The 26,391-nt window shown below is 36.2% G+C and carries 28 protein-coding genes and 4 tRNA genes; 16 read left to right on the top strand and 16 right to left on the bottom strand.

From position 1 onward, the window contains the following. Positions 1 to 53: 53 nt before the first annotated feature. The 3 genes from GYA49_06490 (at position 54) to GYA49_06480 (ending at position 819) form a co-directional block, all read left to right on the top strand. Positions 54 to 127: transfer RNA gene (locus GYA49_06490), tRNA-Arg, on the top strand. A 24-nt stretch (positions 128 to 151) separates the two neighbouring features. Continuing rightward, a complete protein-coding gene (locus GYA49_06485; protein NMC36654.1) occupies positions 152 to 673 on the top strand; it encodes a phosphoheptose isomerase in 522 nt (173 codons plus the stop codon). A 74-nt stretch (positions 674 to 747) separates the two neighbouring features. After that, positions 748 to 819, top strand: a tRNA-Lys gene (locus tag GYA49_06480). Here GYA49_06480 and GYA49_06475 read toward each other — a convergent pair. The 3 genes from GYA49_06475 to GYA49_06465 all read right to left on the bottom strand — a co-directional run bounded on the left by GYA49_06475 (position 820) and on the right by GYA49_06465 (position 2,950). Continuing rightward, positions 820 to 1,440, bottom strand: coding sequence for a hypothetical protein (locus tag GYA49_06475; protein NMC36653.1), 621 nt, complete (start codon positions 1,438 to 1,440; stop codon positions 820 to 822). It lies immediately after the preceding tRNA gene. Between the two features lie 160 nt (positions 1,441 to 1,600). After that, a complete protein-coding gene (locus tag GYA49_06470; GenBank protein NMC36652.1) occupies positions 1,601 to 2,383 on the bottom strand; it encodes a hypothetical protein in 783 nt (260 codons plus the stop codon). A gap of 69 nt (positions 2,384 to 2,452) precedes the next feature. Beyond that, positions 2,453 to 2,950, bottom strand: a complete 498-nt coding sequence (locus GYA49_06465) for a hypothetical protein (GenBank protein ID NMC36651.1) — start codon at positions 2,948 to 2,950, stop codon at positions 2,453 to 2,455. A gap of 45 nt (positions 2,951 to 2,995) precedes the next feature. Here GYA49_06465 and secG point away from each other — a divergent pair, with 45 nt between their 5' ends. Then, complete coding sequence (secG, locus tag GYA49_06460) at positions 2,996 to 3,211, top strand: preprotein translocase subunit SecG (GenBank protein NMC36650.1); 216 nt, start codon at positions 2,996 to 2,998, stop codon at positions 3,209 to 3,211. Between the two features lie 22 nt (positions 3,212 to 3,233). Then, positions 3,234 to 4,628: a hypothetical protein gene (locus GYA49_06455; GenBank protein ID NMC36649.1), complete on the top strand. Its 1,395-nt coding sequence runs from the start codon at positions 3,234 to 3,236 to the stop codon at positions 4,626 to 4,628. Here the strand turns inward: GYA49_06455 and GYA49_06450 are convergent. Next, positions 4,612 to 5,022: a phage holin family protein gene (locus GYA49_06450; GenBank protein NMC36648.1), complete on the bottom strand. Its 411-nt coding sequence runs from the start codon at positions 5,020 to 5,022 to the stop codon at positions 4,612 to 4,614. The genes GYA49_06455 and GYA49_06450 overlap by 17 nt on opposite strands. A 165-nt stretch (positions 5,023 to 5,187) precedes the next feature. On the opposite strand from GYA49_06450, the gene GYA49_06445 reads away from it, so the two are divergent. Then, positions 5,188 to 5,697 (top strand): hypothetical protein, encoded by a 510-nt coding sequence (locus tag GYA49_06445; GenBank protein ID NMC36647.1) that lies wholly within the window; start codon positions 5,188 to 5,190, stop codon positions 5,695 to 5,697. On the opposite strand, the gene GYA49_06440 is transcribed toward GYA49_06445, so the two are convergent. The 6 genes from GYA49_06440 to GYA49_06415 form a co-directional block, all read right to left on the bottom strand. After that, complete coding sequence (locus GYA49_06440; GenBank protein ID NMC36646.1) at positions 5,681 to 6,964, bottom strand: GIY-YIG nuclease family protein; 1,284 nt, start codon at positions 6,962 to 6,964, stop codon at positions 5,681 to 5,683. The two genes, GYA49_06445 and GYA49_06440, sit on opposite strands and share 17 nt — an antisense overlap. A gap of 36 nt (positions 6,965 to 7,000) precedes the next feature. Next, positions 7,001 to 8,908 carry a transglutaminase domain-containing protein gene (locus tag GYA49_06435; GenBank protein NMC36645.1) on the bottom strand — a complete coding sequence of 636 codons (1,908 nt, stop codon included), beginning with the start codon at positions 8,906 to 8,908 and terminating at the stop codon, positions 7,001 to 7,003. A gap of 3 nt (positions 8,909 to 8,911) precedes the next feature. Further along, the gene (locus GYA49_06430; GenBank protein ID NMC36644.1) at positions 8,912 to 10,816 is read right to left on the bottom strand and encodes a hypothetical protein; all 1,905 of its coding nucleotides are present in this window, start codon (positions 10,814 to 10,816) and stop codon (positions 8,912 to 8,914) included. Positions 10,817 to 10,830: 14 nt separating this feature from the next. Further along, entirely contained in the window at positions 10,831 to 11,181 is a 351-nt protein-coding gene (locus GYA49_06425; protein ID NMC36643.1) for a hypothetical protein, read from the bottom strand. A 74-nt stretch (positions 11,182 to 11,255) separates the two neighbouring features. After that, the gene (locus GYA49_06420; protein NMC36642.1) at positions 11,256 to 12,452 is read right to left on the bottom strand and encodes a polysaccharide deacetylase family protein; all 1,197 of its coding nucleotides are present in this window, start codon (positions 12,450 to 12,452) and stop codon (positions 11,256 to 11,258) included. 3 nt (positions 12,453 to 12,455) lie between these two features. Further along, positions 12,456 to 13,664 (bottom strand): glycosyltransferase family 4 protein, encoded by a 1,209-nt coding sequence (locus GYA49_06415; protein NMC36641.1) that lies wholly within the window; start codon positions 13,662 to 13,664, stop codon positions 12,456 to 12,458. Positions 13,665 to 13,927: 263 nt separating this feature from the next. Between GYA49_06415 and GYA49_06410 the strand changes: the two genes are divergently transcribed. Next, positions 13,928 to 14,001: transfer RNA gene (locus GYA49_06410), tRNA-Val, on the top strand. A 6-nt stretch (positions 14,002 to 14,007) separates the two neighbouring features. On the opposite strand, the gene GYA49_06405 is transcribed toward GYA49_06410, so the two are convergent. Then, entirely contained in the window at positions 14,008 to 14,313 is a 306-nt protein-coding gene (locus GYA49_06405) for a DUF4258 domain-containing protein (GenBank protein NMC36640.1), read from the bottom strand. Positions 14,314 to 14,344: 31 nt separating this feature from the next. Between GYA49_06405 and GYA49_06400 the strand changes: the two genes are divergently transcribed. Both GYA49_06400 and GYA49_06395 read left to right on the top strand, forming a co-directional pair. Beyond that, a complete protein-coding gene (locus GYA49_06400; GenBank protein NMC36639.1) occupies positions 14,345 to 14,995 on the top strand; it encodes a M48 family metallopeptidase in 651 nt (216 codons plus the stop codon). A 6-nt stretch (positions 14,996 to 15,001) separates the two neighbouring features. Further along, the gene (locus GYA49_06395) at positions 15,002 to 15,970 is read left to right on the top strand and encodes a hypothetical protein (protein NMC36638.1); all 969 of its coding nucleotides are present in this window, start codon (positions 15,002 to 15,004) and stop codon (positions 15,968 to 15,970) included. An 18-nt stretch (positions 15,971 to 15,988) separates the two neighbouring features. Here GYA49_06395 and GYA49_06390 read toward each other — a convergent pair whose 3' ends face one another. Continuing rightward, positions 15,989 to 17,962 carry a hypothetical protein gene (locus GYA49_06390; protein NMC36637.1) on the bottom strand — a complete coding sequence of 658 codons (1,974 nt, stop codon included), beginning with the start codon at positions 17,960 to 17,962 and terminating at the stop codon, positions 15,989 to 15,991. Between the two features lie 70 nt (positions 17,963 to 18,032). On the opposite strand from GYA49_06390, the gene GYA49_06385 reads away from it, so the two are divergent. Beyond that, complete coding sequence (locus GYA49_06385; GenBank protein ID NMC36636.1) at positions 18,033 to 19,100, top strand: glycosyltransferase family 4 protein; 1,068 nt, start codon at positions 18,033 to 18,035, stop codon at positions 19,098 to 19,100. Further along, on the top strand, positions 19,097 to 20,200 hold the full coding sequence (locus tag GYA49_06380; protein ID NMC36635.1) for a glycosyltransferase family 4 protein: 1,104 nt from the start codon (positions 19,097 to 19,099) through the stop codon (positions 20,198 to 20,200). Before GYA49_06385 ends, GYA49_06380 begins: the two co-directional genes overlap by 4 nt. On the opposite strand, the gene GYA49_06375 is transcribed toward GYA49_06380, so the two are convergent. Further along, complete coding sequence (locus GYA49_06375; GenBank protein NMC36634.1) at positions 20,172 to 20,873, bottom strand: L,D-transpeptidase; 702 nt, start codon at positions 20,871 to 20,873, stop codon at positions 20,172 to 20,174. The two genes, GYA49_06380 and GYA49_06375, sit on opposite strands and share 29 nt — an antisense overlap. 38 nt (positions 20,874 to 20,911) lie before the next feature. On the opposite strand from GYA49_06375, the gene GYA49_06370 reads away from it, so the two are divergent. The 4 genes from GYA49_06370 to GYA49_06355 all read left to right on the top strand — a co-directional run bounded on the left by GYA49_06370 (position 20,912) and on the right by GYA49_06355 (position 24,088). After that, positions 20,912 to 21,745: a glycosyltransferase family 2 protein gene (locus GYA49_06370; GenBank protein NMC36633.1), complete on the top strand. Its 834-nt coding sequence runs from the start codon at positions 20,912 to 20,914 to the stop codon at positions 21,743 to 21,745. Next, entirely contained in the window at positions 21,742 to 21,975 is a 234-nt protein-coding gene (locus tag GYA49_06365) for a hypothetical protein (GenBank protein NMC36632.1), read from the top strand. The genes GYA49_06370 and GYA49_06365 overlap by 4 nt, the downstream gene beginning before the upstream one ends. A gap of 4 nt (positions 21,976 to 21,979) precedes the next feature. After that, a complete protein-coding gene (locus GYA49_06360; GenBank protein ID NMC36631.1) occupies positions 21,980 to 22,804 on the top strand; it encodes a glycosyltransferase family 2 protein in 825 nt (274 codons plus the stop codon). Positions 22,805 to 22,915: 111 nt separating this feature from the next. Next, on the top strand, positions 22,916 to 24,088 hold the full coding sequence (locus GYA49_06355; GenBank protein NMC36630.1) for an O-antigen ligase family protein: 1,173 nt from the start codon (positions 22,916 to 22,918) through the stop codon (positions 24,086 to 24,088). A 1-nt stretch (position 24,089) separates the two neighbouring features. Here GYA49_06355 and GYA49_06350 read toward each other — a convergent pair whose 3' ends face one another. Next, the gene (locus tag GYA49_06350; GenBank protein NMC36629.1) at positions 24,090 to 24,815 is read right to left on the bottom strand and encodes a hypothetical protein; all 726 of its coding nucleotides are present in this window, start codon (positions 24,813 to 24,815) and stop codon (positions 24,090 to 24,092) included. Between the two features lie 207 nt (positions 24,816 to 25,022). Next, positions 25,023 to 25,094, bottom strand: a tRNA-Thr gene (locus GYA49_06345). Between the two features lie 180 nt (positions 25,095 to 25,274). Here GYA49_06345 and GYA49_06340 point away from each other — a divergent pair. After that, on the top strand, positions 25,275 to 25,769 hold the full coding sequence (locus tag GYA49_06340; protein NMC36628.1) for a GNAT family N-acetyltransferase: 495 nt from the start codon (positions 25,275 to 25,277) through the stop codon (positions 25,767 to 25,769). A 41-nt stretch (positions 25,770 to 25,810) separates the two neighbouring features. Here GYA49_06340 and GYA49_06335 read toward each other — a convergent pair whose 3' ends face one another. After that, positions 25,811 to 26,092 carry a hypothetical protein gene (locus tag GYA49_06335; GenBank protein NMC36627.1) on the bottom strand — a complete coding sequence of 94 codons (282 nt, stop codon included), beginning with the start codon at positions 26,090 to 26,092 and terminating at the stop codon, positions 25,811 to 25,813. Positions 26,093 to 26,391: the final 299 nt, after the last annotated feature.

The following is a 26,391-nucleotide window of genomic DNA, read 5'->3' as shown; positions in this document are numbered from 1 at the left end:
TGGAATTATTTGGTAAAATATAGTCTTAGACAAACTCGTCTACTATTATTTTAGCTCCCGTAGCTCAATTGGATAGAGCGTCTGTCTTCGGAACAGAAGGTTGTGTGTTCGATTCACGCCGGGAGCACAAGTTAGTAGTTAATTACTATTTATGCACATAGACTTGAGTAGCCATAGGAATAAATTAGAAATTGTTATAGATTTGGAAAGATATTTTAAAGATTGTTTGCTACAAGTAGTTGAGAAAGATATTAATAAACCTTGGGGAGCGTATTTTAAATTTACTGAACAGGATGGAAACACGTTTAAAAAGCTTTTTTTTGCAGATAATCATATAAAGCAATTAGAGCGAAGAGGGTTAAAGCATGAACCAAAGATTTTGCTGGTAGCACCGGGTAAACGCCTTTCCTGGCAATATCACTTTCGGCGCAGCGAACTATGGCGAGTTATAGACAGTAAAGTTGGAGTGATATTGTCAAAAACAGATCAGGAGCCAATAGATGTTCCAACATATGCTAGCGGAGATTTGCTAACCATTCCAGTTGGAGTGAGGCATCGGCTTATTGGTTTAGATAACTGGGGAATAGTGGCTGAGCTTTGGGTTCATGAAGAAGAGGCTAAGCCTTCAGATGAAGTGGATATTGTGAGAATTGCAGATGATTTTGGAAGATAATGGGTCGCTAGCTCCCGCCAAAAATTTTGCTTTGCAAAATAATTAGGCGGGCAGGCAATGGTATTTTAAAATATGGGTCGCTAGCTCAATGGTAGAGCAAATGCCTCTTAAGCATTAGGTTCAGGGTTCGAATCCCTGGCGACTCACTAAAATAAAATTGGCTTACATGAAGATCTATTAGGTTTTCCCCATTCCTCATTCCATCTTTCTATATAGTGAGTAAAAAGATCTAAAAAGCCTACACTTTCAGAGTAAGGAACTAATTGTAAATCATCTGCTGATGCTAACGCTCCACGATTTGAACTTAATCCAATTCCAGAATTATGAGCTTGAAACACCCGACCAAGTATCCGTTCTCCTACTTGCGCCACTATGGGTAAAATCAAAGATAGAGAGAAATCTCTTTCTGAATCAGTTTTATCTAGAGCTTCTATGTCTAAATATAAATTTGGTCTATATCCATTCATTGGAGAGGCAAATAAGCCTGGAAATCTTTCAGCACCTTTGGTAATATTTCTGCTGTCAATTAAACCAAAAAAAATCTCTGTCGTTATGCCTTCTGAGCTATTTGTTTCATTCCAGCAGGCAATAGGATCTATTCGGAAAGGATAAGATCCACTTTTTATTATTTTTAATAACCCTTTTCTTTTTAGGGCGCTAGTAACTTTAGCTTGGGCTTGAGCATGCTTTCGGAGGCTTTCAAATCCAAATATGTCAGCATAAAAAAGGGCTGCTTCCAATGGGGTGACGCTGAATTCTGTTTTCATAACTTTAGTATTGATGGAATTATACTGTACAGTATGAAAACATGAAGTATCTTATTCTTACCCTCTAGGTTTTGATAACTTTTATTTACTACTATTATCCTAGTTATAATTTTTACGTAGGTATCTCACAAATTAATATTATCTATAATATTAATTTATTTTAGAGATGTGAATTTAGATAATCCTCAAGGGCAAGTTTATCGACTTTGGCTACGCCAACCGTTAAGGTTAATAGCTGAACAATGTCGTCAATATTGTGCGGGGTCATTTCATATGCTTCTCCAACTCTTTGGCCATAGGGGGTAGCAGCAGGAGCCAGCCAGCAACCATTTCCCGGACAGACAAGCTTAATTTCGCAAGAACGTATTGTGGCATTTAAATTACTTTTGCGAATATATTCAACACTCCCTCGCATTAAAATATATACTTCTCTCATTACCTTAATAATGTCTAACTCCCTCCCTTTTCCTGCATTAAAATCAAGCCACCTAGATAGAGCTGGTCTGATTTTTACAAAAATAGAGTGTTGTCTGCCACTACTATCTACATCAATGTGAACTTCCAGCATTTGAGGAAAATTTGAATTAGTAGGATGTTTAATTTCGGATAGTTGTCTAAATATCATCGATAATGTTGAAGCAACTCGATACTCCTCTCCTCCTTGAGGAGTTGGCAAGCTACATTCATAAATTAACCAATCTGATAAGCTTGGATGTTGATATTCAGAAATTATTGGCCCAAAACCCCATTCGTGATCTGCTGATGGTGGAATAAAAGGGCATTGTGTGTTTATATGACTATATAAAAAATTAATCAAAAGCTGGTAATATTCGGCTGAACCTATGATTCCTTGTTTGTGTACTGATAATAAAAAGCGATTCTCTGTAGTGTCTAGGGAATACCAGGCTGGCAAATCTTTGATTGGAGATTGTTCTAGTAACATTGATTAATTGTATCAAAACTGATTGCTATCAAGATGTTTAGTCAAATTGAAAGACAAATTGCCTACAAGTTAATAATTATTTGGAAAGAAACCTCCATATCTCCTTATGTGAGCTTTAAAACTATTTATTAAGATATTTATGATTTCCGGGTCTGGTATTTTGTCTATGGCTAGACCGGTAATATTGGAAGTAAGACTTCTAAAAGTAGATATTTCATATGTTAGACAAGCAGGATCTGGAAAATTAATTCCTAAACCAATGAGAGATTGTTGAGTTTTAGATGAAGATACTGCTTCGCAAACTTGAACCATAGTTAAATCGTAACAGTCTGTTGTATTGCTTTTTGTGCTTTCTCCATGTAGAACTCTCATTTCAGTATGATCAAGACCTATAGTTGGAACCGTTTCTAGTGAGAGAATAATTGGTATATTAGATGTAACAAAAGGTAAAATACTTGACTCTCGAAGACTAAAAGCTAATTGATGAAGAGCCCTTAGTGTTTCCCTATGTCTTAAATAACGAATGATTTGCAAAGGATATGGTTGATCTAATTCTCTAATAAACATAATACCAACTTGGTAGATTTGTTTTATCAGTGTAAAATAAAGTTTATGAATTATCCAATTCTTATTGCTCAAGTTTTAATTAGCATTGCGTTGACAGGAGTTATTTTACTACAAGCTAAAGGAGGCGGTTTGGGTAGTGCTTTTGGAGGTGGTAGTTTTAAAACTTCGCGTCACGGTTTTGATAAAGTTTTATTTAATACTACTATTATCCTAGCTATAATTTTTGTTATTACTTCTGTTGCAAATTTTATTTGGGGTTAGGCGCCTCACAAATTAAAAAGCTATGAAAAAACTCCAAGTCTGGAAGTGGTTTTTGTCAGGATTTTTTAAAAAGCACAAAAAAATTATTTTGGTTGGTATTTTTTTAGGAATAGCTTTGTCTATTTTTTTGATCTGGATTTTGCCCTATATTCCTCGGCCTAATATGGTGACTCGAGTAGGTTTGATTGGCCAATACCGGAAAAATGCTTTACCTGAATTTATTAGCCAAAAGGTAAGTCAAGGTCTGACTACTCAATTAAGTGACTGCAGCGTGGCTCCAGTTTTAGCAACTGATTGGGCAGTGAGTCAGGATGGTAAGGTGTATACTTTTTTCCTTCGAGATGATGTCTATTGGCAAGATGGTTTACCTTTTACTGCCAAAGACATTCAGCTTAAATTTAGCGATGTAACTACCAAGGTTTTGGACGATCATACTATTCAGTTTGTTTTAAAAGAAGAATTTACACCTTTCCCGTTGCTTTTATCAAAACCTCTGCTTAAAAATGACACCATTGGAACTGGTGAGTTTAAGATTCGTAGTATCACTGAAAAGGGTGGCTATGTTGACCAAATCAGATTAGAAAGTAAAAAAGAAACGTATATTGTCCAATTTTTCTCAAACATTAAAGCTGCTAAAACTGCTTTTAAGTTAGGTGAGGTTGATGAGCTAGTGGGGTTATATCAAAACCCTCTGGCTGATGAACCGGATTGGTCTCAGGCTGTTGACATAGAATCCACCAGAGAAACCAATCAGTATTTAGCTTTGTTTTTAAACAATAAAGATGGCATGCTGGTTGATAAAAGCTTCAGGCAAGCTCTAGCTTACGCAACTCAGAAACCCATGGATTCCAATAGAGCTTTGGGGCCAATTAGTGTTGATTCCTGGGCTTTTAATCCAGATGTGAAGCCATATAACTACGACCCTCAACGGGCTAAAGAACTTTTAGAAAAATCATTGGGATCTTTGGATCGAGCCAAAAAAATTACTTTACATTTGGCAACTACCCAACAATTTTTAGATGAAGCTGACAAAATTAAGACTACTTGGGAACATGATTTAGGAATTCATGTTGATGTCAAAATTATCAACAGCTTATCAGAGGATTATCAGGTATTACTGGCTTCGCAGGAAATTCCACCTGATCCAGATCAATACAGTTTGTGGCATTCAACCCAAGATAACAACTTTATTAATTTGCAAAACCCCAGAATTGATAAACTTTTGGAAGATGGCCGTAAAGAACTTGACCAAAAAAAGCGCAAAGAAATTTACTATGATTTTCAAAAGTTTTTTATGGAAGAAAGTCCGGTTATTTTCCTATATTACCCGCAAGTTTTAACTATTAAACGTAAAAGCGTTATCAAGCCGTTTATACTGACAGTACTAGAATCAAAAGAGCTTAGGTTAGGAAGGTAATAATTTTGCGGATATAGCGATATAAGATTGTCGCTAAAATTACTGAAAAAATAATATTGATTTCTCCATCCGGAATAGTAAGTCCCAAGAGGCTAAAATGCCCATAGCTAAAAGGCCGAAAATAAATAGTTTCTAAAATCAGAGCCGTAATAATCAGGTGAGAGCTGGTAATCAGCCACTTAAACATACCCAAAGTAATAATATTGATTGGTAAAAATAGCATTTTAAGAAGAGGTTGAAAAAACATCTGAATGATAAGTAGGACACTGGCAGCTAGTAAAATAGTTTTGGGTTCAAAGGGCATCACAAAGCCTGGAAATATATACGCTAGAACCATCAGGGTCAAAATATTGCGAAACCAACGTTTGGCGGTTTTTCTGAAAAAATCGAGCATGCATTAGTAGCTAGTAGCTAGGAGCTAGGAGCTAGGAAAAATTGGTTGTATTTAGTATAAAGTATAAGAATCAGACTTCAAAATTTAAAAATAGCTAGTAAGAAAATACTTGCAAAAAAAATAAGCAATGGTAATATAGGATAATTTTATAAATTCAAAAAATATATGCCGTCAATCGCAGAGTTTTTTAAAGGTAAGGGAATCCCAAAACTAAGAATTAATTTTGATTATATTAAAGATGTAAGTTTCGATGAACGTTATGCCCTCATTAATCTTGCAGAAACAATGTTCAATAAGCAGCATACTATGCAAGAAATCCCTGTTATAGGTGGGGAGAGGAGAGAGTTTTTACAAAATTTGTCTCAACAATCACAATTTGCAGACTTTATCGGAAAAAGATTAGCTATTATTACACTAACTCCTAGCGAGGGTGTAGATGTACAATGTGATATTACTGCTACAGGTAATAAAGTTGCACAAATAGGTGATCACGAAGGGGATTTATGTTTCTTTCTTCAATTGTCACATAGTCCACGGCTTGCCTTTTCTGCTGTAAGTAAAAATGCTGTTCAAGTAGCCTTAGATGGTGATAAGCAAACGCCAGTTTTAATTGTGGCAGCTAAAATAGAGAGTAGTGGGACACCAATTGTCTCTCTCTTCACTCCTTTAAAATAGACTTTTTTCTTAGCTTTTTATGATAGGTAGTGGTAAAACGATGCGCTTCATCTCTAATAGCTCGCAATAAAGTCAAAGCTGGATTATCAAGTGGTAGAGTAATAATTTTATAGCCTGTTTGGTTTTTTATAACCAGCTGCTCCCATTTTTTAGCCAACCCCAGTAAGGGAATTGCTTGTCCGGATTCTTGTAACGCTTTAAGTCCGGCCTGAACTTGGCTTTTACCACCGTCAACTAAAATCAAATCAGGCAATGGCCATTCTTTGTGACCTAAGCGGCGTTTTAAAGTCTGATAAATCATTTTGGGATCGTTGGCTCCAGGAATATTTCGAATCTTAAATTTACGATACTGGCTGGTGTTTGGTAACCCTTTTGTAAAAACCACCATTGAGGCAGTGGCATGACTACCTTGTAAATTGGCAATATCATAACCTTCGATGCGAACTAGCTTGGGTAACTGCAAAAGTTGGATAAGTGCGCGTAACTGAGACTTTTTAAGATCAGTTGCCAAGTTATCATTAGTCAGATATTGGCTGATTTGATGATTATCCCTAAGTAGTTGTGTAATAGCGTCAATCTGATTTTTAATTTGACCAGCTTGCTCATATTGTAGATTTTGAGAATACTTTTGCATGTCTTTGTTGAGGAGTTTTAAAACATAGTTAATGCGGCCATGTAAAAACCATTTAAGTCTTACCAAATTACGTTTGTAATTTTTTACCTGCTCCTTACTGGTAAAAGAGAGTGGGTTAGGGCAGAGGCCTAAGTCAACATAAAGACAGGCTTTTTTACGAGTGGTTTTACAAGAGCAATAGGGAAAAATCCGGCGCATGGTTCGCATGATTTCTTTAAGTTTGTAAGCAGAAGGAAAAGGGCCGATATATTCTCCAGTATTGGGTAATTCTATGCGGGCGGTTAATACTCTTGGTAGCTCATCGTTGGTGAATAAAATATACAGAGGCCTCTTGTCATCCCGATTGCGGGCATTATATTTTGGTTTTAAAGTCCTGATTAAATTCATTTCCAGTAAAATTGCTTCAATTTCACTCCGCACTACAATCCAGTTGACTGAGGCTGCTTTTGTCAAGAATAAAGCTGTTTTAGGAAAAAGTTTAGATTTAGGTAGCGTGTAGTATTTGAGCCGGTTTTTTAAAATGATCGCTTTGCCCACATATAAAACTTGTTTTTGGCTATCACGAAAAATATAAACTCCTGGCTTTTTAGGAGCTTTTTTAATTTTATTAGCTAGTATTTGCTTAATTACCATGGCTTTATTATAAAGCAAGCAAAAAGAAGAGGTGTATTAGTGGTTTAGAGGAATTTGTTGAGAAGGATCATTACCAATAGGCGGAATCAAAGTTTTGGGTTTACTTATTTTTTTAATTGCTATGCTAAAGCCAATAAACCATAGTAGGCTGCCGAAAGCACCACCTCCAATCCAAACTAAATAAGTAGGATTGATAATAGTTTTAAGTTCAAAGTTTTGACTTTGCTGAGCTTCTAAAACACTGACATTGAGTTGGTAGCTACCACCATCAGTTTGCCAATTGGTTTTTTGGCTATAGTGAAAGGTGTAGGTGGCAAATGGTGGCAAAACGGCAATACTATAGTCTTTTTCTATTTGCTGCTGACCATTTTTAGAAAGATTAACTACAACAGGTAGGTCATACAAAGCCACATTGCCAGTATTGCTAATCAGTATTTCTCCTTCAACTGGTAAGCCAGCTAAGCCTGAAGGTAGGTTGGAAATAAGCAACTCATAGGACTCCTTTGGTTCAAATTTGTCACCAAATTCAATGGCTACATCTTTACCCTGAGAATCATCAGTTTTGTATGAACCAACGGTAACTGGATAAGAACTCTCAGTACCATGGGTTACAAAAGAGATGTGGTCAAGGTCAAATTTGTCAAAAAAGTTTAAGCCTCCGGTAGTGTTGCCCCAGGTTGGATCAATTTGAATCCACTGCTTAGCAGTTTCATCATAGTATTCTGGCCAAGCATGGAGCACATCTTGGGATAGACTAAGAGGTCGCAAACGGTCGTTTTCGGTATAAGCAAAACCATTATGTTCCCGAGCCGGAATACCAGCTGATCGGGCTAGAGCAATAAAAGCGTCGGTGAACTCCATACAGATAGCATTATCTGGGTTTTGCAGAGCTTTAGCTGCTCCTAAGCGTTCTGGATTCGTTTCTAGGCGGCCATAGTCATAAATAAAATTAGAAATTAAGTAATCATATATCTCTTTTGGAGTTTGTAGATCTTTAGCAATTTGTTCAACAGTTTGACTGCTGCTTTCCCAATAGACATCAGATTTGGTGTACTGCCTTTTTTGCTCACTGGTCAGATTTTTGGCAAAATTTTCTTTAGGAAAATAGTTAAGCCTAATACTACCTTGAGCCTCAATAGTTTGACTTTGACCTGGTTCCACAATATATTCAGCCAGCCAGTTGCCATCAGCGTCAACGTTTACGCTGAGCGGCTTTGGTTTAATTTCTTGATAAAGAACAGTTTGATAGTTGGTATCATTTGGCAAAGCCAGTTCTGCCCGGCCTTTAATTTCCTCTTTATTTTGTAGGTGATAGCGGATGACAAAATTGTAAATTTGGCTGGTCCCAAAAGTAGCGGTAATACCATCGCTACCTTCTAAATCAGCTTTAGTAAAATTAAAAACCTGATAATTAGCCAACTGTGAACCCTGATAGGTAGTAGGGATAAATTGGGTAGGTTGACCAAAGCTGTCAGGAATACGAATACTGACAGAGTATTCTTCCAGATCATTGCTATTAGTCAAAATTGGAAACCCAACTTCCAAAACCTTGCCTTTAATAGTAGCAAAATCAGGAGTTTGATAGGTCAAATGGATAGTTCTGGTTTTATCTTTACCAATCATTTTTTTATCAAACTCCAAATTGATGATAGTCGCATTGTCTTTGTTTTCGACTTTTGGTTCTAGTTCCCCATAATTATCATTAGCTGTAACCTTTTCAATACTAGTTGAACCAATAATGACTTGATACTCTGTAGCAAAAACATGATCAAGCTTGTTGGTTAAATTAATAGTCTGGCTGGTGCGGGTAATACCATCAGTTTCGACATTATAAATAATGTCATAGCTAGTACCGAATTCTTTGGCTGCTTGGCAGGGGCGATCTTGCAAAAATAGAAACAAAAAGCTAGCAAAAAAAGCTAAGAGTAGTGGGCGGAAGTTCATAGTTTAACCCCATTGCTGCTCAATTAAAAAGAGGTGACACTGACCTGGCTCTAACTCAATAAAAAGCTCTCTATTGTCACGGCGATAAATTTTTTTACTGAGCAAATCTTTTAAAATATATTCTTTATCAGGATCAAAAAGTGGAATTTCGGGCAAAACTAAAGTAGCTTGAGCTTTGTTAATAATATCCATATTAACTACAATGAGCATAATTTCATCTTCAAAATAGCGGTAAAAAGCAAAAGCCTGACTCTGCTCGTCCAGGTTCTTCTGGCTGGGAACAAACTGATAAGCTCCTTTTTGCAGGGCGATATGATTGTGGCGCAGCTGATTCATTTGCTTGATAACCGGTAAAATATCTTGGCTCGATTTCCAGTTGATCTTACTATAAGAAACATGGTCAACCTGAGACCACTCCACTTTCTCAAAACCATTAAATACCATAGGCATGCCTGGCAGGCAGGCCGTTAAGATCCAGCGGGAAGCATTGCCTCTGATCGCAGCTTCTTCAGTTTCGTTTAAATGTTGCTGGTCATTATTGGCCACATGGCCTGGAACCAGTTTGGAGGTAGTGCGGTGGAAATCATGGCATTCTGGGAAAATAAACCATTTAGAGCCTTCAGGAAAGGTTTTGGGTTCAAGATTGTACATATAATCCAGATAACCTTTGAGTTGAAGTGGATTAAATAGTTTATTGGAGTAATCGCCATAAACATAAGAAAAACCAACATCAAATAGTAAGTTCAAATCATCTTGGCGGGACTCAGCAATAAAAATGACCTCACCATCAATGGCTCCATTTTTAGGATAAAACTTTTTAGCTACAGCTCTAGTTTCCCAAATACATTCCTGCCAAAAATCAGGTGGGATTTGGTAGGCGATATCGCAACGGAAACCATCAACGCCAAATTCTTTAACCCAATATTGAGGCACTGATTTGAAATAATCATACATTTCTTTTTTCTTGGTATTAGGCGGGGGATCATTAGGAGCAGGGGGTGTAAAATATTCCCAGTTGAGCTTGGCAGTATCAGTCCAGCTAAATTGACCGTAATCATAGGGGACGACTGTGTGTTTAGGGTCACCCCAAGGCTTGCCGTCTTTAAGCTCCTGTGGCCAAATGTAGGGTGAGTCAGCACTATCGATTTCTTCTTTATATAAATACCATTCCGGGTAAAGTCGCTGGAGTACAAAGTCATGGGAAGTATGGTTAAAAACTAAATCCATAAAAATGCGCATGCCGCGTTTATGAGCAGCACTAACCAGTTTATGAAACTGTTTTTTGGGGTCAGTTAGAAGCATGTCCTTGCCTTTTTGTGGGAAAGCCACTTCCGGATCAATGGATTTGTAGTCTTTAATTGAATAGGGGCTGCCCGGTTGTAAGTAGTAAGGGAGGTGGTTATTGGGATTATATTTGCGGTAAAGATCGCCAATTAAATGAAAAGGGTTTAAATAAATAACAGTAATACCTAATTTAGCTAGTTCATCCATGTGAGTAATGACGTCTTCAAAAGTGCCGCCTTCGCCAGGATTAGGTTCACCACTACCTTTAGCTCCATAGGTTCGCAGAAAAATATTGTAAACAATAGCATCATATACCCAGTCTGGATCAACATGGACTTCTAAGCGCAGGTCGCTTTCCTGCCAGGTATTTTTTTGCTTGTCAAAAAAACGGACAATGATTTGGAATTTACCGGTTTTTTCACCTGGTAGAAGTAGCTCCAATTGACCATCGGGATTAAGGCTCAATTTTTTGCTGGTAAATTTGCGGGCGTTCCAGTTGGTCCAAATGTCGTACTCAAGGTCAGCTTGGTCGGTTTTGATGCGAAGTTCAAAATCAAGATCAGTAGTAGTTTTAACCACTGATTCATTGTGGTGGTTGATAAACTCAAGAGTAGGGGCAGTCATGATTTTTAGGAATACTAACTACGACGGCGAGCCCGTTTTTGATCACGAATAGTAAAATCACGCAAGTTTCTTTCCAGCATTTCCTGATGTCTTTTAACATACTGATAGGCTTCTTTCAAAGACCTGGCGCTTCTAAAATTAGCAGCCAGATGGCCGTTGTGAAAAACCCCTTCGGCCCAGGCTGCAAAATCGTTTTTATCTTTACCGACATGATAACGGTAATCTTCAATGGTCATGCGCTCAAAGATTTTAACCAAATCCTTGATAGTTCTAGTTCTCTGGCCATTGATACAGACAAAAGCCTGATCTTCTGGGCATTCTCTGAGCCAGCTTTCAACAGTTTCACGAGGAAGTCTAATAGGCATATGTTTTAAAGTAAAAAGTCAAAACTTAAAAAGTAAAAACTTGTAAGTTTACTTTTACTTTGCTAAAAATTTATTTATGTTTTTTGATCTATACGCCAGATTAAATCAGCTAAGGCATTATTAAACCGGCTATAACCATCATAAGGTGAACGCATAGCACTAAAATAAGCATGGACATCGCCATCGTTCCACCATTTGGTGCACATATAATAATAGTGATCACTGGTTTGGAGCAAGCGCCAGTCATGAATCAGTTGTGGATCATTGGTGGCTTTGACCCGATCCTCAAGTTGATAAATAGTTTCTAGACTGTCCCATTGCATAGTGTTACCACGCCAAGCGGTCAAATCTCGCTCAGTATCAGCCCAAGAAGTTAATTCCGGAACGTCAAAAACATCCTTGGCTTCAAATAATTTAAAAGTGTTGGTAGGAGTGGTAAAAAAGTGTTTACCTTCACTAGTAACGTACTCTATTAATTTTTCAAAGAAAAAGAAAATACCGCTATCGGCCCACTGGTGTTCACCAAAAGTTTCATAGTCCATAAAGAGATTAAGGACTTCACCGACAATACCATCATGATTAAGCCAATTTTGATACTTCTCGGCTGTTAAAGGCCACTCAGACCAGCTTTGTTGGCTGAAACGAAAAGCAATATCATCAGACAGCTTATAATTTTTGAGAAGTAGTTTAAACTTTGGTAAATCTTTAGCATGATAGACAAAATTGGGTTTACGCCAAGATAGATAACGATCCACACCTTCAACCAGCATGCCTTTAAAACCCAGCTTAGCCACTCGGTGGGCAATATCGTTGCTATAAATCAGCTCAGTATTACGGAAAACTTTAGCTTGATAATTAAAAGTTTGTCTGATTTTCTGGACTTGGGCTTCAACTTGTTCAGCAAATTCGTTTTCTGAATAAATACTAGACAAGGAATGATAAAAAGTTTCAGCAATAAACTCAACCCGGCCAGTTTGGGCTAGTTTTTGAAATGATTCTAGGACTTCTGGAGCATGGCGTTCCAGTTGCTCAATTACCAAACCGGAGATAGAAAAACTAAACGCAAAGTCAGGGTGTTTTTGTAATAAGTGAAGCAAAAGAGTATTCATTGGCAGATAGCATTTCTCTGATACTTTTTTCAAAACAATTTTATTGAGGCTATTGTCTGAGTAATTATCAAAATAGTTGTGATCCTTACCTATATCAAAGACATCATATTCTCTGAGACGATAGGGTTGGTGAACATGGAAATAAAAATTAATAGCAGACATTGCTTATCCTAGAACTTGATTATAGATATGGACGCATTTTTGAGCAGCCTGGTGCCAGTTGATGTTTTCAACGGCTCCTAATCCTTGATTAACTAAAGACTGAGCTAGTTCTGGGTTTTGTAAGATCGTAATTGCTTTACCCGCCAAATCATCAGTATCCCAATAATTGGCTGACAGAGCAAAAGGCATGACTTCTGATACTCCTGATTGTTTGGAAATAATAATAGGGGTGTAGGCAGCTGCAGCTTCTAAAGCCACGATACCAAAGGGTTCAGACACCGAAGGCATAATAAAAAGATCGGCGCGACGATATAGAAACTCTCTCTGTCTGTCTCGTAAAAAGCCGGCATATAATAATTTACCTGTTAAATTTTGCTGGGCTGACTGCATGATAATCTGGTTGTACATATCGCCATCTCCAGCCACTACAAACAGGACATTTGGTACGGCTCGAGCAATTTGGCTGGCAATAGCTATGAAATAATCTGGCCCTTTTTGGGCAGTTAAGCGTCCCATGAAAATGACTAATTTACGGCCTTTAGCAAAACTTTGGAGCTCCTCATTGCTAATATAAATTTGACGTTGAAGAGATAAATCAACCCCATTATGAACCACAGCAATTTTATTGGGATCAACAGCATATTTATTGGCTACCATTTGTTTTGTGTAATTACTGACAGCAATAATTTGATCAGCCCGTTGTAGAGATTCATATTCAATTTCAGCGATTTGTTGATTTACAGCTCCATTTAAAGTCCGGTCGAATTCGGTTGAATGAACATGGAGAATGGTTGGCATATGACTAACATTATTGGCTGCAAAAGCTGCGGGATACGTCATCCAATCATGGGAATGGATCAAATTATGGGGAAATCTAGCGGCCATATGACCAACTACTTCTGCATAAGCATAAGCATCTTCAATCATTGAGCCAGCGGAAGGTTTGCGTTTGAGGTATACAGATTGTTCTCTGGTCATACCAGAATAGGGTTTGAGCTCCATATTGATATGAATTTGTTGGACATTCGGTAAAGTTGGGCTGCAAAATTGTAAATAAGCGGCTCCTAGCGGTAAGGCTTTGGGTAAAACAAAAGTTTGAGGAATATTGAGATTAGATAGGGAAGTAATTAGGCCATGACAAGCCGTGCCTAAACCACCACTATTGTGTGGCGGAAATTCCCATCCAATCATGAAGACTTGAGGCAGGTTCATTATGTTTATCCAAATTATTTAGTTTCCAAAAGGACCATATACTAATATAGAACAAATTCGGAAATAAAATCAAGAAAATGTCACCACTAATTTTTAAATTTGTCACCAGTTTAATTTTGCAAATATTATCAACAAAATTATGAAAATATAACCTGAGAATTTGTTGAGAATGACTATCTGATAATATTTTAGTGGTGACAAAACTGCTGTAATTTTTTAAAAATGAAAAGATAGGCCCAAAATGTTAAAATAGCAACTACCTTGGATTCATAGCTCAGCTGGTTAGAGCGCACGATTCACATTCGTGAGGTCGAAGGTTCGAGTCCTTCTGAGTCCACAGATATTAGCCAAACATTTGCTTTAAAATGGTCTTCCAAAAACTTCCTTTTTTAGTTTGAGTATAAACTTCTTTTGGTAAAACTTTGGTCCAGCAAGTCATAAACACCCATTCTTTTTTCTCATTTTTAGTGGCAATTAGAGCCACGCGTAAATTTTTATAATTCCGGTAAAATTTCCAGGCATTTTTGGTTTTAGCATATTGTGATTTATCAGGTTTGCGAAAAACCCAATAGACATCATCATAAGATAGCTCCCGCTCTTCCATTCGTTGCAAAATATGATTGGTCCAAATTACACCTTTATATTTCATAGTAAAATTGTAACATTAAGCAGTAAAATGTATGAATTATAAAGTTCGCAAAAGTAAACGAGCTAAAAATATCAGTATTTCTATTCGTGATGGAGAAGTGGTGGTAACCAAACCTTGGTATGCCCCGAATTTTTTGGTTGACCAAGTGGTTAAAAAGCATCAGGATTGGATAGTTAAAAACTTAGCTAAACAAAACACCTCAAAAACTTCTAAAAATACTATTTACTATTTGGGTAAAGTGTATCGGGTTTTATTTAATCCAGGGAGATTGTCAATTAACTATGTTGAAAATGAGGCACAAATCTCAGCTTATAATGAAATGGCTGCTAAAAGAAGCCTCAAAGAATGGCATAGAAATGAAGCTCGAAAAGCTATCAACCTTTCAGTTAAAAGCTTTTCTAAAGCCATGGAAGTAAACGTTATGGTTGTCAGGCTTAAAGATCAGTCAAGTCGGTGGGGGAGTTGTTCAAGTGCTTCTAATCTAAATTTTTCCTGGCGTTTGATCTTAACGCCACCTGAAGTTTTAAATTATGTAGTTATTCACGAACTAGCCCATTTAACTCATATGAATCACTCTAGAAAGTTTTGGGATTTGGTGGAGAAATTTGATCCAGATTATCGGGAACATCGCCGTTGGCTCAACCGATATGGCCATACTATCAAAAAAATGTGGTACGATTAGACATATATGGATCTAAAAAATCTTAAAAAGGGTGAATTTATAACGGATAAACTAGCCGTCCTAAAAGTTGAAGAAAAACAAACTAGGCAGGGCAAGCCGTTTCTTCTAGCAGAACTATCTCATGCTTCTGGTCTAATAGTTGGTAAAGTTTGGGAAGATGCCCTCAACAATGCTTTGCTAAAGAGCGGCAGAGCCTACCGAATCACAGCCCAGGTAGATAGCTATAGAGATGAAGTAAATCTCAATATTAGTCAGGCCACTCCTTTAGATGAGGAGATTGATCAATACTTAGCCAGCAGATCAACCATGGTTTTTGATATCGAAACGGCTGGGAAAGCTTTTGAAGATTTGGAAGAATGGGATCAAAACTACTTACTACATACCCTGCAACGTCAGGCCAAAACTGAAAAAGAAGCTAAGCAAGCTACGGGTTTGTATCCATTGTATGGTCAGGTAGTGGCTATAGGTATGTACAACCCTGTTAGTCAAAACGGCATGGTCTATGTTTTGTCTGCTAAAAAAACTACATTGAAGCCAGAAAACAAAGATTTTAAATATCAAGTTTTTGAAAAAGAAAGTCAGTTACTTGAGGCATTTTGGCAAACTGCTAATAAGTATGAACGTTTTGTAACCTATAATGGCACAGGGTTTGATTTTCCATTTTTAGCATTTCGCTCGGCTTTTAATCAAATCAAGGTGCCGTTTGAAATTCATAGCCGACAGGATTTTCATATTGATTTAATGTATAAATTTAGTGGCGGTAACACCTATCATGCTTATAAATTAGAAGCTTTATGCCGAGCTTTTGGAATTTCCAATCCTAAGGCCAAAGGTGTTTCTGGTCTACACGTTTCCAAGCTATTTGAAAAAGGTAAATATCAGGAAATTGCTGACTACGTAGCCCGTGATGCACATGCTACTTCACAGCTCTATCAAATTTGGCGGAACTTCATGGCCGGCCGAATTGTAATTTAGTTTTTTTAGTTTACTTTTCTACTGATTTAAATTGTTTTTCAGTTCTTCTAGCATTTGAACCAATTCTTTTTTAGTATCTTGGTTAATTTGTTTTTTATTTAACTTATCCACCCATCGAATACTATTTCTTAGTAGTATTTGAGTGATTTTGCTCATATCTCGATTATAAAACCACTCAGCTAGATCAAGTTCTTTGATTAAAACCTTGGCTGTTACAGTTTTTATATTACCTAGTTCTTCTTGTTCGCTGATGTATTGGCGAATAGAGTTAAAAGTAACAGGATTTGCTTCGTTCACTTCTTCGAGGTTCCCAATACCTTCACCAGCAATGGGGGAGTAGTTGAATATATATGTTGTATTCCCATCGGGATTGATAAGATCAATAATTGGGAAAACTTGATCCTGTGCAATTTCATTGTAAGCAAAAAGCTCAAAATCTATTTCACTATTTGGTGTACCTGAAAAATGGAATTTATACTCACCTTTACTGGGTTTCGGTAACATAAAAACTCTATAGTCACTTATTTCCAATGTATAATCAAAGCTATTAACTTGACCTTCAGTAAATAGTTTAGCATTGGGAATTTGGTCAAATTCTGTTCCATTTTCATCTATGCCGGTATATAAACCATCAAATTCTGCTAGAACATTTACTGTTGGGCTATAGGTGTATAGCCACAAGTAACTTAAATCTGTATCAGATTGAGTAAATTTGCCAATTTGACGATATTCTTTACCATTATAATTTGATGATAGTGTAGCTGAGTCAGATGCTTCTTCATCCAGTGGATCGTGAATATAAACCTCCCCATCTTCGCCCAGGTTTTCGTTATCAGCATAACCACGAGCTACTACAAAGTGCAGATTATCATCACTTTGGGTTTGGGTGTCTTTGTCATTCGTAACTACTTTAACAATACTAGGAATCGAGTTATCAATATAGTCTTTGATATTTTGATAAGAATATGAAGGATAAGAAAATTCAAGTAGGCGAGTACTGGGGTTTGTGAGACCATTTTCTTTAGCTTGCTTGGCGTATTTTGTAATAGCTGACCAAACCAGGGCTCCATACTTGTTGTATCCACTTTGAGTAGCTAAGTATTCATTTAAACTCTCAGGACTGGTTTGTGTGCCAAAAGGATCGGTATCAAAGCCATAATATTTTAGAATCATAGCCGACGATGTCATAGCACAACCCCAGTCACCAATTGAATTATGAGTTGGGTCAATAGAAGAATAGTGGTCATACTCATTATCTTTCCAATCATCGTCTATTTGAGAGAAAAAAGGAACATCTAGTGCTTTATCTGGAAGAGGTTTAATGTGGATGTAGTCAACTTTGAAATTGTTCCAAGCACCAGGGCTTGAAAGTTGGTATGGGTTACCTAACCATAAAAATGATGGCCTTCTTGTGGTTTCTATGGTGGTTAGTAGCAAATCATTATCTATATAAATTTTATATTGAGAATTATGATAACTTATTTTTAAAACATGATATGAGTTATCACTTGAAGAATTAATGCTATATACTTTAGATGAACTGCAGCCTGGTTCTTCTATGGGGCAAATTTCAGTAGCAAAAATTAGTCCAGGAGTTCCACCCTGCCATACACCAAATAAATTTACACTTGCATTGGGCGCAGCGGGATAATTTGGTTTATTTTCACTAAAAATAATACCATCTCCAAATGGTGAGCCACCATTTATATATTGAAAAGCCAACTCAACCTCAAAATTATTTTGAGGAAACACATTTTCAGATGTGGTTACAACTGGAAAATGAGAAGAGGAAGATGATAGGGTAATAAATCCTGGCGTTAAGTCAAAAGAAACTATTTCAGCACTAGAATTTCTTAAAATTTCCCACTTAGTAGGATATGTAAAATCACTCTCAAATTCTTCATTAAATGAATTAGAGGCAAAAATTAAGCTACAATTAACATACATTGTTCCAATTATTGTTGCCAGAATAAAAAGTAATTTTTTTATCATATGTTATATTACAAAATTGATAACTATATTAAGAATAAAATAAATAAATTTTGATTGTCAAGATTTAAATATGAAAAAAAAGAAAATTGCAATTTTCCATAACTTACCCGGCGGTGGTGCTAAAAGAGTTTTTAATAAACTTAATTTATATTTAAGTAAAGACTTCAAAATAAAAGAATTTACTATTAAAAGTACTCCTAATTCGAACTTTTTCTCTTATCTATTTTTTACTATTGCAACCATACCTAAAATTCATAGAAAAATAGCAAGCACTATTAATAATGCTGATTTTAATTTTGTGATTATTCATCATGACTTATATACAAAATCACCTTATATTTTAAGATGTCTCAAGCTAAAAACTATTTATATATGTCACGAAGAACCAAGAGAGTTCTATTCTGATAAGAGGTATTTCTCAACTTCATTAAAGTTAAAATTAGTAAATTTATTAAGACACCCTCTCAAATTCATCGATTTATTAAATGTTAAATATGCAACAATAGCTGTTGCTAATTCAAAATTTTCACAAAAAAAATTATCTGAGATATATAAAAGAAATTTTGAAATTATAAGACTTGGGGTGGATGTAAATAAATTTAAGCCAAATAAAAAACAAAGAAAAAAATATTACCTAACTATTGGTGCAATGTCTAAATTTAAGGGTATAGATTTTCTAATAGATTCTTTATCCAAACTTCCTAAAGAAAAACAATATCCTCTCGTTGTTGTTGGCGACAAGGGTCGAGACTATAAAAATTTAGTAAATCAAGCAAAAGTAAAAAATATAAAAATTATTTTAAAAAATAAAATTAGTGAAAACGAATTAATAAAAACTTATCAAGAATCACAATTAACATTAGCAGCTGGTATAAATGAACCATTTGGATTATTTTTATTAGAAAGTATTAGTTGTGGAACACCAATTGTAGCTGTAAATGAAGGTGGATATTCTGAAATAATTCAAAATCCAAATTTAGGCATTTTGTCTCCAAGAAATGTGCATAAATTTTCAGAAAATATAATTAAACAGCTAGATAAAAGAGTCGATAAGAAAAAGATGTATCAATTTGTTCAGGATAATTGGACTTGGAAACAAAGTTATAACGATTTAAAACAAATAGTTAAAAAATTATGAAAATCGCCTTTATTCGTGGACCATACCTAAATAATTTTGAACTACAGAGTTATTACCCAATGCTTAAAGATGGATCAATTCAAATGACTGGCTTTGCAAGTAGGAAGCCAATGCACCAAGTACGCATTCAAACTAAAAAGCTATGGTCGCCTGTGGATTTACCGAACTTCCCATATAAATTACCTATTTTAAATAGAATTTTGGCGGATGCCATGTACCTTTATGGTCTTGAGAGGGCTCTACGTGGCTCTGATATTGCTCATGTCAGAGAAACGTACTTCCATTTTACTAAACAGGCAATTTTGGCTCGACAAAAAGGTTATATAAAGAAAGTTTTAGTAACTTGCTCAGAAACCATTCCTTTCAACCATGAGACTATTTGGGGGCGGCACCAGCTTAAACAGTTTGTCATTAAGAATGCTGATCATTTTCATTGCCTTAGTCAGAAAGCCAAAAAAGCCTTGATTGCTGAAGGAGTGAGTGAAGATAAGATTACTGTTATTAGCTATGGTGTTGATTTAAACCATTTCAAGTCTGTTCAAACTAAACCTAAGAGTAAAGTAGTCAAGGCTCTGTTTATTGGTAGGCTGGAAGAACAAAAAGGGGTTTTCGAGCTAGTACAAGTCTGGCAGAAAATACGCAAAAACCACCCTTTTACTCAATTGGAAGTTTTAGGTTCTGGTCCATTAGAAAAATACATTAAACGACATGGAGTAATTCCTAAAAAAATTCCATACCAACAAATAGTCAAACACATGCAGCAAGTGGATTTACTTATCCTACCTTCAAAACCAACCAAGTATTGGGAAGAATATTTAGGTATGGTGCTTTTGGAAAGCATGGCTACTGGTTTGCCAATTGTGACTACTAGTTGTGGAGCAATTCCAGAAGTAGTTGGAGACGCTGCTTTAATGGTTAAACCTGGCGATAGTGAGCAGCTATATAAAACTTGGAGACAAATGATAGAAGATATATCTTTGAGAAATAAGCTTTCCCAAAAAGGCTTGAAACGAGCTAAAACTCATTTTGATGCCAACAAACAAGCGGAAAAATTAAAAAAGTTATATCAGACTATTCTAGGGGCGCCTCGCCATAAATAATGATTTCTGTGCCAGGATTATCGTCCGTAGCTTTAATGCTTTCTTTACCTTGTAAATCCGGACCAGCCCAGTAGTAGAGTTTTTCAACATCTTCATTGCGCATATTGACGCAGCCATGAGACATGGGGTGTCCAAAATTGTCATGCCAATAAGTACCATGAATACCATAACCAACATATTGTGGGACTTCATCATTGTAAAAAAACATGGTAAAAGGCACATTGGGTAGATAATAGTAAGTTCCTAGTTCTTGGGAACCACCAGACATAAGGGTATAACGCAGTTTTATCCAAATTTTAAATTTGCCAGTAGGAGTGCGTCCCCATTTACCAGTGGAAACCAGGAAGTTATAAACCATTTTATCGCCTTCATAGGCATAAAGCCGTTGATTAGTGAGGTCTACATAAATTCGTTTATTGGAGCCAATCATCTTACCAAAACCTGTATTGCTTTGCTCTCCTAGTACTGCCTCGACTGTTGGCTGGGTTGGTATTTGAAAAGTTTTATCTAAAAACGTTGCCTGAGTTTTGCTTTCATCATAAGTACCAGTAATCGTAAAGGCATTTTTGATAAAATCTGGAGAGCTTGATTTTGGTAAAAGCGAGCTGGAAGATAGGAAAACTAGAAATAAGGAAAGGAAAATAGTTGCCAGTGACAGCTTCCACATTTGCATATAGTTAACTATACTATAGTCAAACAGAGCTGCATAGTATGAAGCAAAATAAAATAGGCATTATCATCATTCATTATGGCAATTGGGCAATCACTGAGGCTTGTCTGAATTCGTTAGTTAATCTTCAAAATAAAAATTTTTCTGTATATGTAGTGCTAGTTGATAATTATTTTTTAAAAGATAAAAATATTAAACGACATAGAATTATCAACAAATACATAAAAGAAACAAAAAATACCGGATTTGCCAAAGGCAATAATATAGGTATCAAAGCTTGTCTAAAAGCCGACTGCACCCACATCTTATTTTTAAATAACGATACAATTGTTGAACCGGATTTTTTGCAAAACTTACTTAACCATCAATATGGTAATAACGCTTTCTTTGGTCCAGTTATTGAACACAAAGTTGGTCATCAGACACTCTATGATTATGGTGGCATGGTTGATTGGCCTAAGTGCCAGCCTAAACATATTAATAAAAAAAGTTTTTTTCCGAAGGGGAAACCTTTACAACGTGATTTTGTTTCTGGTTGTTGTCTTTTAATGCCAGTTGAAGCTGCTCAAAAATTAAATGGTTTTGATGAATCTTTTTTTATGTATCTTGAAGATGTTGATTTATGTTTACGGGCAGCTAAATTAGCTTATAAAACTTATCTTATTCCTCAGGCTAAAATTTTTCATAAAGGCAGTCAGTCTGCCACTGAATTTGCTAAAATTGTATATAGTTTAAAAAATGTTTTTACGTTAATTATCAGGCATTGCCCAAAAAAATATTGGTTGAGTGCTTTTAGTTTTAATCTGTTTTTTTATCCGGCTTTATATTTGCGTTGGCAAGGGAGAAAGATTAAAAAATATATTTTTAACATATGAGAACAAAAGAAAAATTAGCTTTTGCTACGCGAATTGATTTTTATTGTGGGCAGTGCTTTGGGCAAATTTCTGATAATCAACCTTTAATTCAACTCTTGGAAAAAAGAGCTCAGCAACACTCTGATGAGACAAAGGATATAGAAGCAGTTATTAAAACTTGTAAGGATTGTTTTGATTCTCAAAGATCAGGTATCGTAACCGAATGCTTTTCTTGTCATTGGAGGACATAATTTTATGAATAAACTTTCAGTAGTTATCTTGGTTAAAAATGCTGGCAAAACACTGCAAGCCTGTCTTGATAGTGTCAAATTTGCAGATGAAATTATTTTGATGGATGATTTTTCTATTGATAGTAGTGTGGCTATTATTGAAAAATTTAGTCTTCCTCAAAGCTTGGGGATTAGCTATCGGGAAGGCACTTATCCTAAAATTCGCTACTATCTCGTTCATCTGAAAAATGATTTTTCCTATATTAGAAACAAGGCCATGCGCCGGGCTAAAAATAATTGGGTTTTATTTTTGGATGCCGATGAATATTTGACTCCGCAACTAGAAGCTGAAATCAGGCAAATCCTTACTGACCCCAAAGACTACAAAGGTTTTTATTTCAAAAGAAAAGATATTTTTTTTGGCAAAACCTTGCGTTACGGTGAAACTGGCCATATTAAATTGCTAAGATTGGGCCGGAAATGGGCCGGGCAATGGCAGGGGAATGTCCACGAAACTTGGCATATTAATGGTAAGGTCGGCTCGCTAAAAGCTGAGATTATGCACGACCGCCAGTTTAGTAGCAGAGAATTTCTGGATCGACTCGACTGGTATAGCACTTTGCAGGCTCAAAGTTTCTGGGAGCAAAAAAGACAGGAGCCTTTTATAGCAGTTTTAGCTCTGCCTTTGGCTAAGTTTTGTCAAAATTATATTTTTAAATTGGGGCTTTTAGATGGTTTTGCGGGTCTGACTATGGCTTGGCTCATGAGTTGGCATTCGCTACTGGTTCGGATTAAATTGCGAATTTTATGGCAAAATCACGGCCAAAGCTACTTTGCCATACCAGAGTAAACTTTAAAAATAACCTATGTCATTCTGATCCTGAGCTTGCTAAAGGAGAAGGATCTTTCTTATGGAAAAAGATTCTTCGTCACCGTGCTTCTCAGAATGACATTTTTGAATATGCAACAATTCTTTGCTCTTGGCGTCTTGCTACTAACTTTATTACTTCCGTTTGGTAATTTAGAGCGGGTCAGTTTAGTTAATCAAACTATCAATTTTTATTTGCACGATTTACTTATCGCTGTTTTACTACTAAGTCAAATCAAACAAATTTGGCCAAGTTTTATCAGGCACCGCTACCTGATTGGTTTTACCTTGTTTTCAATTGTGTCATTGATCTTAAGTCTGGATTTTTTGCAAGCTAAAGAAGTGTTGATTGCCAGCCTTTATTTATGGCGCTATCTGAGCTACCTGATTTTCTTCTTAATTTTAATGCAGTATAAATATGATTGGCTGCAATTTCGTTTGCCAATTTACCTATCTTTTTCGATCATCCTTTCTATGCTGTTTGGATTGGTCCAGTATTTTGCTTTTCCCAATTTAGAATCTTTATATTCAGCCGGTTGGGATCGCCACAACTATCGGCTAGTAGGAACCTGGCTGGACGCCAATTTTACCGGCTTATTGCTGTCCATGTTTTTGCTCTGGATTATCTACAAATTACTAAAATTACCACCTAATCCTTATAAACTGCTGGTTTTTAAAAAACGCTACTATTCAATCTTAGCTTTGTTGGCTTTTATTACTTTATTGCTAACATACAGCCGCAGTTCGTTTTTAGCGTTTTTGATTGCTTTACTGGTTTTATTTTTCAAAAAAAACCGCTATTACTTTTTGGCAATTGCTCTGGTATTTTTGATTTTAATTCCTTTCCTGCCGCAACGTTTTGGTGAAGGTACTAAGCTACTACGCACCAGTACCATCGAAGCCCGGCTTGGCAACTATCAGCAGGGAATAGAGCTTTTCAAACAAAAACCTTTGTTTGGCTATGGCTTTAACACTTTACGCTACATCCGTAATAATCAGGAAGAGCTGGCTTTGCCGTCTCATTCGGCTGCCGGTTTGGATAATAGCCTGTTATTTTTACTGGTCACTGTTGGGTTTTTTGGGACCAGCCAGTTTATTCTCTTCTGGCATCGCCAGCTTAAAAATTTGGCTAAACCAATCGTTATCAGCTTAGCCGTAGCTATTGTGGTACATAGTATGTTTACCAATAGCGTTTTTTACCCATTTGTGATGTTGTATCTATATTTGTTTTTAGCGGAAATTAAGATGTTTAAAGCCAAAATTTAGCTTAGCGGGTGTAATTGACTTTGACAGTTTTAGTAGTTTTATTACCAGCCTCATCGGTAGCTACTACATCAATAATATTTTCACCCTCTTGGAGAGTGAAACGTTTGACGTAATTACCTTCGGTATCGACTACCACTACATAGCCATTGACTGTCACATTAGCATCTTTATCAGTTTCACCGGCAATGACAATTTCATTATCTTCATCGTAAAAATGAGCTCCATCTTCCGGATTAGTAATAGTCAGCTCTGGAGCTTTATTATCATAAGCTATAGTAATTTCAGAACTAGTATTGCTTTTGTTTCCAGCTGCATCAGTGGCATAAGCAGATAGGCGATTAGTTCCCCCCATCAATTTAATCTGATCAAAACTAAAACTGCCGTCATCATCAGCAACCGTCTCATCAGCTTTATCATTGTTTTTGATGAGGGTAACAGTAGATTCAGGCTCCGCATAACCAGTAAGCTTGATAATAGCGCTATTGGTTGCTTCAAAATCAGCATCTAATTTTGGTGGAGCAGGAGGAAAAGTATCACCGGTTTGGATAGTCTGACCTGATGAGCGCATATCACCCAAAAAAACCACACCTTTAACAAAAAGCGGTAGACCAATAAAAATCAGGATCAGGATAAAGCCAATACTTAGGAAAATAAACAAAATAGTTTGCTGAGTATTCTTGCGGTCTTCAATCCGCTGTAATCTGGAAGAAATACGTTTATTTGTCATAGTAATTCTGAGTCTTGTTGCAAAATAATAAATGTTACAGTAACGAATAATTTTTGTTCAATTTTCAAGAAACTAAATACCAATAGTACTAACTGTACCTGAGGTATTTAGTGACAAAGAAAATTGACAAAAAGACGAGTTAATGTACGTTTACTTATTTTACGATAAGACTCTTATATCACGTTTTGGCTAAAAATTGAAATGCTGAGCCGGAGGAGAGAATCGAACTCTCGACCTATTGTTTACGAAACAATCGCTCTACCACTGAGCCACTCCGGCAAGTTAAGCGTTCGCTCTACCTGCCCGTAATGCTTCCCGCATTTTGCGGGATGCAGGCGGGCCAACTGAGCTAAGACGGCATTTGAATATGATAAGAGATATTATAAAGTGGAGATTGCCTGTGGGCAAATTATCAATGCTAGGTATATTATGGAAAAAAGGTTTTCATTACTTTAAAATATGCTCAAAATGAAAATACAAATTCTAAAAGATAAAGGAACTGCCAAAAGAATTGGCGATTTTTTAACTAGTACAGATGCTTTTACTCATACCTGGGCACCAGATGAAAAAGCTTTGGTGAGACAAGCTCCTTTTGACAGCCTTAAAAACGAAAAACATTGCTACTGGTACATAGAAGAGAATGACAAAATCATTGCTGCTATGGGAGTAAGAGAAAATTGCTATGGTAGTGGTGGATACGAGATGAACGAGGACTATCTTGCTGTTCATAAAGATTATAGAAAAAAAGGTATTGCTACACAGATGTTAAAAGAGGTTGAGAATTTTGTTAAAAATTTGAAAGGCAGGTATATCCACATTTTAAGCTGTGATACGGATTTATATATTCCTGCTCGGGCATTTTATGAAAAAAGTGGCTATAGAAAAGTAGCTGAGATTCCTGATTACTACGTTGAAGGTGAGGGAAGAATAGATTACTTCAAGTCATTTAAATAGTCAGCCAAAAATATCTTACTTTTCCAGATGTTTTTTTTAGTTTAATTCCACTCGAAAACAATTTTTCTTCTTAAAACATTTTTTATCTCAAAAACTATGCCTTTGGGATGGAAAATTTTCCCCCCATTTTCAATCGTATGTGCTAATCTTTGATAAGTTTCGTAATTCGGAATAGTACATTTTAGTTTTATCTTTTCTTTGACATCTATCGGCAACAAAGGAATCATAAACTTGAAACCCCAAAGACTAAAAGCAACAAATGCAACTGAATTTTCCTTAGTAATTATAGGAAATGAACAAACTCCACTATCAGATTCTTTCATTAAAAATTTGTTCCCTGGAAGTGCTAATTGTGTTAAACCTATGTTGGGTGGATAGCTTCTAATTCCATAAGTAATTTCCACTAGTTCTTTTGGTGGAGACGGAGATTTAGGAAAATACCAATAATGATGATTAAGTGCTGTTTTAAGAAACCAACGTTCAATTAAATGATACCGCTCATTAATCCCTAGTCTTTAGACTAGAGGTGAAAGATTAGTTCTGGCATAATTTCTGGTATGGGACTCAAATATTGGATGGGTGCTCATACCAAGCATAGGTTGCTTTACCATCTAGTATTCAT

The organism is Candidatus Beckwithbacteria bacterium, from assembly GCA_012797845.1.
Taxonomy (GTDB): Bacteria; Patescibacteriota; Microgenomatia; order UBA1400; family UBA1449; genus JAAZOH01.
The sequence above is the reverse complement of the archived record's forward strand: the minus strand, read 5'-3'. Positions and strand labels throughout refer to the sequence as shown.